This window comes from Parashewanella sp. 2210YD4-3, from assembly GCF_056591735.1.
Genome location: NZ_JBWQOG010000008.1, coordinates 1 through 13,190 on the forward strand (window position 1 = coordinate 1; position 13,190 = coordinate 13,190).

A 13,190-nucleotide genomic window follows, 5' to 3' on the forward strand; every position below is an offset into this window, starting at 1 on the left:
GCCAAATTTATCTAGTTGTGATTGCAACTTTTGATATTTGCGATGCTCATGTACTAGCGTACACTGCGCTTCTCAATTCAAAACTTCCTTCCACAACCGATAAATCTACGAAAGTAGATGAGAGTTTGGAGCGGTAGTTCAGTTGGTTAGAATACCGGCCTGTCACGCCGGGGGTCGCGGGTTCGAGTCCCGTCCGCTCCGCCAACACAACGAAGCCTCGTCAGAAATGACGGGGCTTTTTTGTGTTTGAAAGAAAAGCATGGAGCGGTAGTTCAGTTGGTTAGACTCTTTATTCGAGCAAGCGGCCTGTCACGTAGGGGGGCGCGGGTTCGTCTCTTTACAAAGGGCTAGTCCGCTCCGCCAACACAACGAAGCCTCGTCAGAAATGACGGGGCTTTTTTGTGCTTGTAAGAAAAACATTGGAGCGATAGTTCAGTTGATTAGACTCTTTATTAGAGCAAGCGGCCTGTCACGCCGGGGGTCGCGGGTTCGTCTCTTCAAAAGAGCAAGTCCGCTCCGCCAACACAACGAAGCCTCGTCAGAAATGACGGGGCTTTTTTGTGTTTGAAAGAAAAGCATGGAGCGGTAGTTCAGTTGGTTAGACTCTTTATTAGAGCAAGCGGCCTGTCACGCCGGAGCTCGCGGGTTCGTCTCTTCAAAAGAGCAAGTCCGCTCTGCCAACACAACGAAGCCTCGTCAGAAATGACGGGCTTTTTTGTGCTTATAAGAAAAACTTTAGTAGCGATAAACCACGCATTAAAAATTATTTATTTGCGGCTTCTTGATTCTAGAAAGAAAATATATCAACTCTCATTTTTTTGTTGTAATCACATTGCTGGTAAAGTCTCACTGTCAATTACCACTTAATTCACCTGAAGTCATTAGTGGGTATTCATTACTCAAGGTTACATTGAGTAATGGATGGTGGGATTATTGCTATTTAGTAAGATTGAAGGATTGTGAACCAATTACTATTTCTCCAGCGCCAGATAATAATTGGTTCAAAAATATATTTGCTAAAAAACATTCAGAATGTTCAGAATTAGCAATACGCCAATATTTAGTCAATTTTTTTCCTTGTATTCGGGAAGATACTCAATGTTCAGCTAAACAAATTGGGTCTTACATATATTTAGAGGTGAAACAACAAAAACTCCAGGCTGAAATCAGTACAGAGCCGGTGCAGACTCCTACTGTTTTCCCACAATTTGAGCAGATGGGGTTAAAGGGTTGCTTTTTCCTTGATTTGAAAAAATATCCAACAAAATTTCAGTTAAGGAGATTCAAGCTTGCTCCTTCTGTAAGTATCAACTCGTTTGATGTACAACCTAAGCTATGCCAACAGAAATGGCACAGCATGGTTCAGAAAAATAAAATCAGTTTCTATCATGATAGAGCGATCAATCGAGTTTTTTCGTGTTGTCAAATCAGAGTAGATATTCCGGTCGATTCTTACTTCGAGTTAGTAAGTATTCTTACACCGCTTTTATTTTCAAAGCACACTCCATTTACAAAATGGGAGTTAGCTGAGCTTCCTAGGTTTTCAACTACACATTACATTAATTTTTTCATAATGCTTGATAAGAGAAGTTCAAAGATTAGTTGGTACACATTTAATAATATTGTCTGTTTTTTGTGTCAAATTATTGAGGTTCTACGAGCTAGAGGTATCAGACCGTCTTCGGCCATTCGTGGAATTCAAAATGAAAAATTACCATTTGTCGCGATGGTACCGAACGAGGAGGGGAGGAATGTAGCGTCTGAATTTTTAGATACGGTTATTTCTGCTATCAAACCTTTTAATGCATCAGGTTTTTTGTTTTTTAACCCAGCAAACATTCATTTTAGGTATTGCTTGTCTTCTCTTTCTTTGAATTATTGTGCCGATCACTTAAAGCGTTTGACTCCCTCACTATGTCGCGCTCAGGCTGATTTGAAGCAACAGAAAGCTGATATTGTGCCATTTATTCATTATCTTCCTCTAAAGAACTCTGGCGTTGTCTTCGATTATAATTTTATGCTCAAACAGCAGTCAGATAGAGAGTTCAATGGTTGGGTTATCTCAGGTACTCCTCATACTGGTAATTTTATTTATTGTAAAAACTTACGGATTGCCGATGAACCACGTGACGCTAGGTTAAGCATTGGCGATAAAATTAGAATTAGTGTTGCCCCCGAGGAACTGAACACTGCTATATCGCATCTCTCATCGCTGCTGTTTTCAAGTGAGATTGCTATCCGATCATGGAAGGTGAGTGTCATTGAAAAAGGGAAACCTGAGGATAGATTAAATCAATCAGGCCAAATGACTCTGTATATCAGTTTACGTGCTGCAAAAGAATCTTGGAAAACAGATTTTTCTATGCTTTGCACGTTTATTGTCGACATTGAACGAACACTTAAAGCTGGAAATTTTAAATCGGTTAAAGAACCTGTTACCGATGTGAGGCCTAAACATTGGGGGTGGGTATCATATCGTAATGATCGTTACTCCAGCCGTAACTCTGTAAATAATAGCTATTTATCAGATATGCCTTGTTTTCAAATCCTAGATGCTGGCACTAAGATAGTCATGGAAATGAAATCATAGAGGTTATGTATTTGCGGTATCTTTTAGTATCGCACTTCCAGTACAATGGTCGTATGGAAATACAAGACTCCCTGATTGATTTACATTGCCATTCAACAGCTTCTGACGGACAACTAACTCCGCCTGAACTCATTTCAAGAGCAGTTGCGAATCAAGTTAATATCATTGCGATTACAGACCATGATACTGTCGCTGGCTTGCCTGTGGCTCATGAATATATTGCTGCACATAATTTACCCATTAAATTAATAAATGGTGTGGAAATATCAGCTAATTGGGAGAACCATGACATTCATATTGTCGGGTTGAATATCGAACCAACATGTCTTGAACTCGATAATTTCTTAAATATACAGCGAGAATTGAGAAATGAGCGCGCTGCAGAAATAGGTCGTAGACTTGAAAAAGCCGGTGTCATTGGGGCTTATGATGGTGCCAAGTCATATGCTGGAGATGCAGCATTAAGCCGTGGGCATTATGCGAGATGGCTTGCGGATAATGGCTATGCAAAATGTGTGGGCAGTGTCTTTAAAAAGTATATGTCAAAAGGGAAAACTGGTTATGTCCCTAATAATTGGCAGAGTATCGAAAAAGCGATATCAATAATTCATCTAGCGGGTGGGCAAGCTGTGTTGGCACACCCAAGTGGTTATAAATTTTCTGCGAAATGGTTACGGCGTTTAGTTAGAGAATTTAAAGAAGCTGGTGGTGATGCTATTGAAGTGGTATTAGGCCAACAGTCTTTAAACGATAGAGCCAATTTAATTGCGTTGAGTCATCAAAATGAATTGATGGGCTCTCTTGGTAGTGATTTTCATTTCCCCGGTGGCTGGTTAGATCTTGGAAAAAACATGTATAAGCCCAAGGGTGTCAATTGGATTTGGGAATCGGAAAAGTGGAAGAACAACATAGCATGAGTCAATTTTTTTATATACACGATGAAAACCCCCAGCCTCGTTTAATTAGTCAAGCGGTGCATATTGTCCAACAAGGTGGGGTGATTGCTTACCCAACTGATTCGGGGTATGCCTTAGGTTGCATGATAGGTAATAAAGATGCCATGAGCCGCATCACTCGAATTCGCCAAATTGAGCACGATCATCATTTTTCATTAATGGTTCGTGATTTGTCAGAGCTTGCTACTTATGCAAGGGTCGGTAATCAAGCATACCGTTTGATAAAGTCTTGTACGCCAGGGCCTTATACCTTTATTTTTAAAGCGACCAAAGAAGTGCCAAGACGTCTGCAATCGGCGAAAAAGAAGACTATTGGACTTCGTGTACCACAAAATGTAATAGCATTAGCTTTATTGGAAGCACTCGATGCACCGCTAATGTCGACTAGCTTAGTTATGCCGAATGAAGACTATACCGAATCAGACCCAGAAAATATAAGAGATATGCTGGAACATCAGGTTGATTGTATTATTCATGGTGGATATTTGGCTGAAAACCCGACTACAGTTGTTGATATGTCAGAGGATAATTATGAAGTAGTTCGGCAGGGTGCAGGGGATTCAAGTATTTTTGAATAGTACTAAGATACTACACTCACAATGTTTAGTGAGTGTAGTTAATGCTATCCATAAGCAAACCTCAACAGCACAGCCTCTTATGTAATTTTAACCTTTGCCTTTAATCCAAGGTGCACACTTAGTGTAACCACATTTCAATCCAAGTTTGTCTTCTGCTGTTCCGTCATAAATAGTCTTGCTGGTTTCTAAATTGGTCACAGAAATATTAATGATAGTGTCCTTATCGAATGTATAAAAAACATAGAGACCTTGATGCGACACAATTATATCTGGGGTCGCTTTTTTACCATCGATTTTTACTTCTAAATCAGCTGTTTTATTTGGATTTGATATAGGTATGCAGGATACGAAAGTACCTTTATGTTGCTTAGCATACTTACAAAACGCTCTTGCAGATTTGAAGTTTACAAAGTTGTTAGATGGTGTCGCAATCTCTTGAGAGCTGGTTGCTGCAGCTTGACAAAAAGGGCTGAGTACAATTAAAAGAACACTCGGAATTAACTTCTTTATCATAATATTTACCCCCGTATTGATGTATTGAAAGACAGTCGCATTGCTTTGATCTTTCAGTGCAATAAGTAGCAATATCGTATTGTTTCGCTTTGTACCTCTTGTTTGATACATGGTTGAATACTGCTTCTTGCACAAGGAGTTGAGAAGCACGACTCGTCTCATTATTCAATATGTGCAAAGAATTAAATAATCTATTTCATTGGTTGTTCAGTGCTAGTTAAGATAAATCTTTTAAGGAGTGCTTTCTATCTTGAGGTTTGTTTTAGCATATTGCAATAAACTCAATCATGAGATAACTACACATCTAAGTATTTTCCGATAGATAACCTAGCTCTATATAGATATAATCAAAGCCTATATGGATGTAGTTATACTCTTAAGTGGACTGGCTAATTGAGGAAAACAAATGCAGGTATCTCAACAGAGTTTGCCCTTGGCTATCGTTCGAGGTGAAAATTTTGATGAAATACCAGCCGATTTATTTATTCCTCCCGAAGCTCTTGAGGTATTTTTAGAAGCTTTTGAAGGGCCTTTAGATCTACTTTTGTATTTAATTCGAAAACAAAAACTTGATATTGTTGATCTGCCAATAAATGAGATCACCTCTCAATATCTTGAGTATATAGAGTTACTCACAGATGCTCGCATAGAATTAGCCGCTGACTATTTGGTAATGGCAGCTACACTCGCTGAGATAAAGTCTAGATTGCTTTTACCTAAACCTGAGCTTGATGACGATGACGACGAAGATCCAAGGGCTGCGCTTATCCGTCAGTTAAAAGCTTATGAGGCTATTAAGCAAGCATCTAGTGAGATTGATGACTTACCTAGGCTAGAGCGAGATGTTTTTATTTCGAGTATTGAGCCTGCCAATGATGTTGAAGTCAAACAGGTTCCACCGGAGATATCGCTAACTGAGCTTGCCAGAGCTTTTGCTGATGTTTTAAAGCGTATCGAAGCCAATGGACATCATCATGTGCAAAAAGAAGTATTATCTACTCGGGAACGCATGGTTGAAATTCTGAGTAAGCTGAGTACAGAGCGTTATACCCAGTTCCAAGAGTTGTTTGATGTTGAAGAGGGACGTGCAGGAGTTGTTGTTAGTTTCCTAGCCATTATGGAGCTAGTAAAAGAGTTGTTAGTCGAGCTGGTTCAAACAGAGCCGCTATCCACCATTTATGTCAAAGCTTACTAGGTGAGAACAATAAATGAAGATCAATGAGATACAACTCAAACAACTTATTGAAGCCAGCCTTTTTGTGAGTTCAAAACCTCAAACAGTGACTCAATTGAAAGACAGCGTATTAGCTGACTTTATAGTGTCACGAGATAGGATTAAAACCGCTGTTGATGAATTGCAGCAAGAGTACCAAGAGCGTGGCGTACAGCTTGTTAAAGTAGCGGGTGGTTTTAGGTTTCAAACGGCAGAATTCCTTAGTCCTTTGTTACAAACGGTTTTGGAACAGAAGTCACCGAAATATTCCAAAGCAACAATGGAAACAATCGCGGTTATTGCTTACCAACAACCTGTCACCCGTGGTGACATAGAAAAGGTTAGGGGCGTTGCAGTCAATAGCCATATAATGAAAACACTAATGGATAGAAAGTGGGTAAAAACGATAGGACACAGAGAGGTGCCAGGGCGTCCAGCACTGTATGCAACTACAACTGAGTTTCTATCCTATTTTGGGCTTAACAGCCTGACTGAATTACCACAGTTATCCGATCCAGAATCATTACAGGCATTATTTAATTCAAAAGTAAATGTGCCTGAAACAATAGAAGAGTCAACTAATGAGTGAAAAATTGCAGAAAGTCTTGGCCCGTGCAGGCCATGGCTCCCGTCGTGAGATGGAGGCATGGATTGCTGCAGGTCGAGTTAGTATTGACGGAGAAATTGCGACTATCGGCGATAGAGTAGAATCTGATGCCAAAGTAAGAATTGATGGTCGTGTCGTTTCGGTTAAATCATCAGAAGAAGTGATTTGTCGTGTTCTGGCGTACCATAAACCAGAAGGTGAAATTTGTAGCCGTAAAGATCCTGAAGGGCGTACAACGGTTTTTGAACGATTACCAAGAGTGCGAGATGGTCGTTGGGTCGCGGTTGGTCGTTTGGATATAAACACTTCAGGTTTGTTACTGTTTACATCTGATGGAGAACTGGCAAATCGCTTGATGCATCCATCTCACGAAATTGAGCGTGAATACGCAGTGAGAACCTTTGGTGAAGTGACCGATGCTAATGTGCAGCGCCTTCGTATGGGCGTAATGCTAGAAGATGGCCCAGCACATTTTGATAAAGTGAAAGCTGCTGGTGGTGAAGGGATTAACCAATGGTGGCATGTAACCCTTAAAGAAGGTCGTAACCGAGAGGTAAGACGTTTATGGGAGTCACAAGAAGTTCAGGTTAGTCGTTTGATACGAGTGCGCTATGGTATGATAGAGCTACCTAAAAGTTTACCGCGTGGCGGATGGGTAGAGTTACCGCTTGAACAAGTGAATTATTTAAGGCAACTAGCTGGGTTAGAACCAGAAAACCGAACTTTTTTAGGTACTGATAAGCACAGTACGGATAGAGCTAAAAAAGTAAAAAGTGCTAAAATTCGTCGAGCGGTAAGAAAACACAGTACTGTTTCAAATGCTAGAAAAAAACCGTCAAGACAACGTAGTTAAATTCCGGTCAAAATTGATTTTACATTAACGGAAAATTAAACATATTTAATAAAAAAGGAGCTAAATGGCTCCTTTTTTATTGTCTAAAAAGACTACTGAGCGTTTAATTCTTGACCGTTGATCTCTTTCGAATCGTCTGCCATTAAGTATAAATACGTCGGCATAATTTCTTCTGGTGTTTTAAGAGTGAGCGGATCTTCACCTGGATAAGCTTTGGCTCTCATTTCTGTTCGAGTTGCGCCAGGGTTAATTGAGTTTACACGTACAACAGAGTTTTCACATTCATCTGCTAATACCTGCATCATCCCCTCTGTCGCAAATTTAGAAATAGCATAAGGCCCCCAATATGCACGGCCTTTACGACCAACTCCACTTGAAGTGAATACAATAGAAGCAGAGTCTGATTTACGCATAACAGGTAACAAGGATTTTGTTACCATGATTTGAGAAGTCACATTGATTTTGAAAATATCTTCTGCTGTTGGGATATCTATGTGCTCAAAAGGACCTAAGGCGCCAACGATACTGGCGTTGTGAAGTAATCCGTCTAGCTTTCCGAATTGCTCTTCAATGGTATCCGCCATGTCTTTATAATTTTGTTCAGTTGCACCTTTTAAATCTAGCGGAATGATTGCTGGTTGTGGGTAGCCTGCTTGTTCAATTTCATCATATACTTCTTCAAGTTTTTTTACTGTTCTACCCAATAAAATTACGGTCGCACCATACTGGGCATACTTTATCGCCGCTGCTCTGCCGATGCCAGATCCTGCGCCTGTAACCAGAATTACTTTCCCTGAAAGTGAATTTTGTTCTGCTTGGTATTCTAACATTTAATACTGCCTCCAATTATAAAGAATGCCCGCCTGTTAAACGTTTGACGGAAGAGTCTAGTTGTGTTTTAAACGGGTGTCCTGTTTTTTGAACGTAATTAGATTCGGCCAAATTGACAAAATTATGGCTAAGCTATTAATTTTGGGTTAACTTGAACCACTAAAGAACAAAAAAATGCCCGCTTAAATCACGATGTTACTATTGTGACTTTTTTTTGGGAAAAACAAAATTCGTTCTCTTAATTTTTGAGGAAAAAAGATGAAAAAACTATTACTTGGCACAGTAATAGCGTCAGCATTAGGCCTTACTGCGTGTGGTGAGGGAAGTATTGACGATATTGCACAGAATCCTACTCCACTTATACCACAAGCCACAGTAGTATTTAATCCTGCAAGCTCTTCTGTTCCACTTCCTAATGACTTATTGTTTAATGGTAGCACTGATGGCACTTTAAACATGCCGGGAGAGGCTCCAGGAAAATATACCAATCCACAAGTAGCATTAGGTGCACTAGATGGTTGGTCAACCACACAACCTATTAATATTAAAGTCAATCTTCCAACGAAGAATAAAAAAGGCGATGCGGTTGACTTAGGTATTGCAGAAGCTTCAGTAAAACAAGCTGGTGCTGTCAGAGTGTTTGAAGCAACCGTTGGTGGCGTATTGTCTTCAGATGCTAGTTGTAAAGCAAAGCCATCTCTTTCTGCGTGTAAGGTGGGTGCTGAACTGGAGTACAACAAAGACTTTACTACTGTTGTGTCAGGCAACCAAATTTCTGTAGTTCCACTAAAACCACTTAAAGCAAATCAGTCGTATCTATATGTTGTAACGGATAAAGTTCAGGATACAAAAGGGCGTTCAATAGGCCCTTCATCTACATATAATGCCCTGAAGCTGGATGTTGCAACCGATCCACTAGGTACAGATCAGCAACGAGCTTTACAGGCTGCTGTTAACAGCTATGAGAAAGGTGTATCAAAGGAAATTAATCCTAATACCATCATTTACTCTGGCTTATACACAACTCAATCTATCGCTAACGTGTTTGAAACAGCTAAAGCTAAGATGGCGGCTGATTTTCAAGGTTACATTCAAGAATTAACAGCTTACCAAAAGGCCGGTAATACCCCAGATGCTGCTTTCCTTAGTGGTTTAAGTAAAAAGTATCCTTATGCTCCAACTATTGTGCCTGGTAGCGTTAAACAAGTCATGAATGATGACAATACGCCAACTACAGCTGCAGATAAGCTGCAAGTAACGATTCCAGCTGAGAAAGACATTTTGGATAATGCCTTAGTTTATACAGCTAAATTACGCCTTCCAATGTACAGTGAGTGTTCATCTGTACAGTGTAAAGAACTTGATGCGGCTAAAAACCCAACAGGTTTCTGGAAAGCTGCAGGTGATAGCCCGCTAGCTGTTTTATCAGCATTAAAGGCTGGTACGCTTTCTCGAAATAATTTTGCAGCACAAGCTGTTAAGCAAGGCCTGAAACCTGAACAAGTTGCTCAAGTTCAAACTAACCCATCTCTTCTTGTTGGTAGAAGCTTTAAGCTTGACGACGGTAAGCCAGTTGATTCTGTACAAATGCTCACTAAGTTCAACCCATTACCTGCGATTCGCAAAGATAAAGACGGTAATTTGGAATATGAAACAGTAGATGTACAAATCACGATTCCGAAACAAAGCGATGCTGTTAAGATGCCTGAAAATGGGTTCCCTGTAACGATTGCGTTGCATGGTATCTCAGCAGTTAAAGAGATGGCATTGGTGTACTCTGGTACTTATGCTTCACAAGGGGTTGCTACAATAGCGATTGACTTACCATTGCATGGTGGCCGCTCTTATCGTGAAGGTGACTCAGGCCCTTATACAGTAAGTGCAACTGACAAAGATAGCGTTAAAAGGTTATTACCTGATACCTTTGAAGATTTTAATGGCTCTGCAACTACTTTTGTTAATATTGGTAGCCCATTAACCATTCGTGATAACTTCCGTCAAGGTATCATGGATGAATTAGCATTACGCTTAGCATTGCCTGTCATTTCAAAGCAATTACAAGGTGTTAAGCTTGATATAGATGGTGTAACAGCTCAAGGCTTGAGTTTAGGAGCCATGATAGCCGCAGATTTCAGTGTGTATGCTAATTCTGGTATCGTTAACCCTGCAACTGGTAAAAAGCTTGATACGAACCCATATGCTACAAGTGGTGTGTCTTTGGTGGCTCCAAGTGGCGGTTTAGCAGCAAGTTTTGCTGGTTCAAACTCTTTTGGACCAGTTTTGTATCAAGCGCTTCAGTCTAATCCTCAATTCTCTAAATTAGTGAGTGATGCTGCTAAAGCTAAGAACATCTCTAAAGAGGATGCCCCTAAGGCTTATGAAGCACTTCAACGTCAAGTTTATGCTGGCTTCATTCCACAATTTGGTTTTGCCGTACAAACCATCATTGATTCGATAGACCCTATTAACTATGGCGCGGCTCTGAAGAGTTTCCCAACTCATTTAATTGAAATTGTGGGTAATGGCAATGACAACCCTTCAGATCAAGTGTTACCAAATCGCTTTAATGGCTTACCTGTCAAAGAGGGGGAAACTGTAGCCTTAAAAGGTTTCCCATTAGCTGGAACAGAGCCATTGATCAGCGCGATTGGTTTAAAGTGTGTAAGCAAGAAAGCGACAGATGATGCTGACAAACCTGTTAGAGTCGATGGTAGTGGAGTGGTGCGCTTTGTTAAAGGCGCTCACAGCACGTTAGTTAATCCATCAAGCCCATTTAACTCAACTCAGCCTAATCTTGATTTCTTCCCTGTTGCGGTAGAGATGCAAACTCAAGTAATTAGCTTCGCTAAAAGTGCTCATGCAGGTAAACCACAGATTGTCATTAACAGTAACGATGATGTGATTAAGCCTTGTGAATAAGCGTTAAATAAATTATCAAGAGCCCAGCAGATGCTGGGCTTTTTTTGTTACAATCGAAATTAAATTTTTGACTCTTGGAGCTATCTTTGGAATTTCTATACGAATACGGATTATTTTTCGCTAAGGCTGTGACTTTAGTGGTGGCAATTGTTGCAGTTATTTTAGTTATCGTTGCTTCATCGACTCGCCATAAAAGTGAAAAAGGCGAACTTAAAATCACCAATGTTACTGCTAAGTTAGAAGAGCTTGTGCACGGCTTAAAAGAAGAGCTCCTTGATAAAAAGGCTTGCAAAGCTTATGAAAAAGAGCTTAAAAAACAAGAAAAAGCAAAGTCAAAACAAGGGGGTGAAGCAAAGCCTAAAAGCTTTGTTATCGACTTTAAAGGCAGTATTGATGCCCATGAAGTGGAGTCTCTAAGAAAAGAGGTGAGTGCGGTACTTGCCATTGCAACCAAAGAAGATGAAGTCATTGTTAATGTCGAAAGTGGCGGTGGCATGGTCCATGGTTATGGCTTAGCTTCCAGCCAGCTAGATAGAATTCGCCAAGCTGAAATTCCTCTAACAGTATGCGTAGACAAAGTTGCAGCCAGTGGCGGCTATATGATGGCTTGTGTTGCTAACAAAATTTACGCAGCACCTTTCGCGATAGTTGGTTCTATTGGTGTGGTGGCTCAGCTCCCTAACTTTAACCGTTTGCTGAAAAAGCATGATATTGATTATGAGCAACATACAGCAGGTGATTTCAAACGAACTTTAACTGTATTTGGTGAGAATACCGAAGAAGGTCGTGAAAAGTTCCAAAAAGAAATTGAAGAAACTCACGAATTATTCAAAGAGTTCGTCGCTCAATATCGACCAGAGCTCGAATTGGGTAAAGTAGCGACAGGCGAACATTGGTTTGGTAAGCAAGCCATTGAGCTGGGATTAATTGATGAAATTCGCACCAGTGATGATTTGATCATGAAAAAAGCCCAAGAAAGAACTGTTTACAAAGTTCAATATCAAATCAAGAAAAAACTGGCTGATAAATTTGCTCACGGCGCTTCGATGACAGTTAATTCTATCGTAAATCGTTTAGCTGAAAAGAATCGTCCTTTGTGATTTTTTCTATAACACCTTCCAATAGAAAGGTGGCTATACTTATTCGATGAACTCGGTTGCTTCTTTTTAGTCGCAACCTTTTATTTTTATAGCTAATGGTGTTGCATGCTATTTTCGACAATACTCCCATTACTTATTGTTATTAGCTTGGGGTACGTTACCACCAAACTGAAGTTCTTTGATGAAGCAGGCATCAAGGCAATCACTCGCTTGATTTTTTATATCTGTATACCGGCTTTGCTGTTTAGCCATATGGCTACAGCCGATGTATTGCATATTGCCAATTCCAATGTGCTGTTGGCTTTTTATGCTTCGATGACCTTGTCTTTTAGTTTGTATTTTATTGTTTGTCGTTACATTAAGCGTACCAAAGCTGAAAGTGCGGTTTCCGCTTTAGGCGCAAATTATTCAAATGTGCTGCTGGTGGGCCTACCAGTCATTTTAATTGTGCTGGGAAAAGAGTGGGCTGCAGAAGTTTTTGTGGTGATACTCTTTCACAGTTTATATTCATTCACCGTAACTTACTTCTTCGTCGCAGATAGGGGAGATACTCTGTTATCAACCCTTGCTAAAATTACTAAGGCGGTGTTCTGCAATCCTGTTGTGTTGAGTATCAGTTTGGGTGCTACTTTCAGTGTGCTGCAGATCCCTCTGCCTAATGTTGTTGGAACATCGTTAGAGTTAATATCAAACTCAGCCATTGCTGGTGGCTTGTTCGTTTTAGGGGCTAATCTTTGCTTATTGCAGGAAAAGTGCAATTTCAACACATCTATTGTGCAATCGCTTTTTAAGTTGTTTGCGTTGCCAGCGATTGTTTACTTAGCAGCTACTCATGTGTGGCCTTTAGGTAATGAGCACAAGCTAATTTTGGTTATTCTAGCCGGTTCGCCTGTTGGAGTTAATGCTTATTTATTAGCTCATAATTCAAAAATATTAGAAGCCGAAATCGCGGGTTCTGTATTCATTTCAACTTTGTTATCAATGTTTAGTTTTAGCTTTTGGTTGGCGGTTTTAATATAAAATTCAAATT

General features: G+C 40.1%; 11 protein-coding genes and 1 tRNA gene. 10 read left to right on the plus strand and 2 right to left on the minus strand.

What is annotated here, in order from left to right; translation table 11 throughout:
• Window positions 1-127 precede the first annotated feature (127 nt).
• From AC1EU0_RS12690 to AC1EU0_RS12705, 4 genes are all read left to right on the plus strand, one after another.
• Window positions 128-204 (plus strand) — tRNA-Asp (locus AC1EU0_RS12690).
• Window positions 205-910: 706 nt separating this feature from the next.
• On the plus strand, window positions 911-2,590 hold the full coding sequence (locus tag AC1EU0_RS12695; RefSeq protein ID WP_480302838.1) for a hypothetical protein: 1,680 nt from the start codon (window positions 911-913) through the stop codon (window positions 2,588-2,590).
• 53 nt (window positions 2,591-2,643) lie between these two features.
• The gene (gene rnm, locus AC1EU0_RS12700; protein ID WP_480302997.1) at window positions 2,644-3,507 is read left to right on the plus strand and encodes an RNase RNM; all 864 of its coding nucleotides are present in this window, start codon (window positions 2,644-2,646) and stop codon (window positions 3,505-3,507) included.
• Window positions 3,504-4,124 (plus strand): L-threonylcarbamoyladenylate synthase, encoded by a 621-nt coding sequence (locus tag AC1EU0_RS12705; RefSeq protein WP_480302839.1) that lies wholly within the window; start codon window positions 3,504-3,506, stop codon window positions 4,122-4,124. Before rnm ends, AC1EU0_RS12705 begins: the two co-directional genes overlap by 4 nt.
• An 87-nt stretch (window positions 4,125-4,211) precedes the next feature.
• Here AC1EU0_RS12705 and AC1EU0_RS12710 read toward each other — a convergent pair whose 3' ends face one another.
• On the minus strand, window positions 4,212-4,748 hold the full coding sequence (locus AC1EU0_RS12710) for a hypothetical protein (RefSeq protein ID WP_480302840.1): 537 nt from the start codon (window positions 4,746-4,748) through the stop codon (window positions 4,212-4,214).
• Between the two features lie 295 nt (window positions 4,749-5,043).
• Between AC1EU0_RS12710 and AC1EU0_RS12715 the strand changes: the two genes are divergently transcribed.
• The 3 genes from AC1EU0_RS12715 to rluB are packed head-to-tail and all read left to right on the plus strand — an operon-like array spanning window position 5,044 to window position 7,310.
• A complete protein-coding gene (locus AC1EU0_RS12715; protein WP_480302841.1) occupies window positions 5,044-5,832 on the plus strand; it encodes a segregation and condensation protein A in 789 nt (262 codons plus the stop codon).
• 13 nt (window positions 5,833-5,845) lie between these two features.
• Window positions 5,846-6,439, plus strand: a complete 594-nt coding sequence (scpB, locus tag AC1EU0_RS12720; protein WP_480302842.1) for an SMC-Scp complex subunit ScpB — start codon at window positions 5,846-5,848, stop codon at window positions 6,437-6,439.
• Window positions 6,432-7,310: a 23S rRNA pseudouridine(2605) synthase RluB gene (gene rluB, locus AC1EU0_RS12725; protein ID WP_480302843.1), complete on the plus strand. Its 879-nt coding sequence runs from the start codon at window positions 6,432-6,434 to the stop codon at window positions 7,308-7,310. The genes scpB and rluB overlap by 8 nt, the downstream gene beginning before the upstream one ends.
• A 92-nt stretch (window positions 7,311-7,402) precedes the next feature.
• On the opposite strand, the gene AC1EU0_RS12730 is transcribed toward rluB, so the two are convergent.
• Window positions 7,403-8,140, minus strand: a complete 738-nt coding sequence (locus tag AC1EU0_RS12730; protein ID WP_480302844.1) for a YciK family oxidoreductase — start codon at window positions 8,138-8,140, stop codon at window positions 7,403-7,405.
• Between the two features lie 259 nt (window positions 8,141-8,399).
• Here AC1EU0_RS12730 and AC1EU0_RS12735 point away from each other — a divergent pair, with 259 nt between their 5' ends.
• The 3 genes from AC1EU0_RS12735 to AC1EU0_RS12745 all read left to right on the plus strand — a co-directional run bounded on the left by AC1EU0_RS12735 (window position 8,400) and on the right by AC1EU0_RS12745 (window position 13,180).
• A complete protein-coding gene (locus AC1EU0_RS12735) occupies window positions 8,400-11,060 on the plus strand; it encodes a VolA/Pla-1 family phospholipase (protein ID WP_480302845.1) in 2,661 nt (886 codons plus the stop codon).
• A gap of 86 nt (window positions 11,061-11,146) precedes the next feature.
• Entirely contained in the window at window positions 11,147-12,160 is a 1,014-nt protein-coding gene (gene sohB / locus AC1EU0_RS12740; protein ID WP_480302846.1) for a protease SohB, read from the plus strand.
• A gap of 105 nt (window positions 12,161-12,265) precedes the next feature.
• The gene (locus AC1EU0_RS12745) at window positions 12,266-13,180 is read left to right on the plus strand and encodes an AEC family transporter (RefSeq protein ID WP_480302847.1); all 915 of its coding nucleotides are present in this window, start codon (window positions 12,266-12,268) and stop codon (window positions 13,178-13,180) included.
• Window positions 13,181-13,190 lie beyond the last annotated feature (10 nt).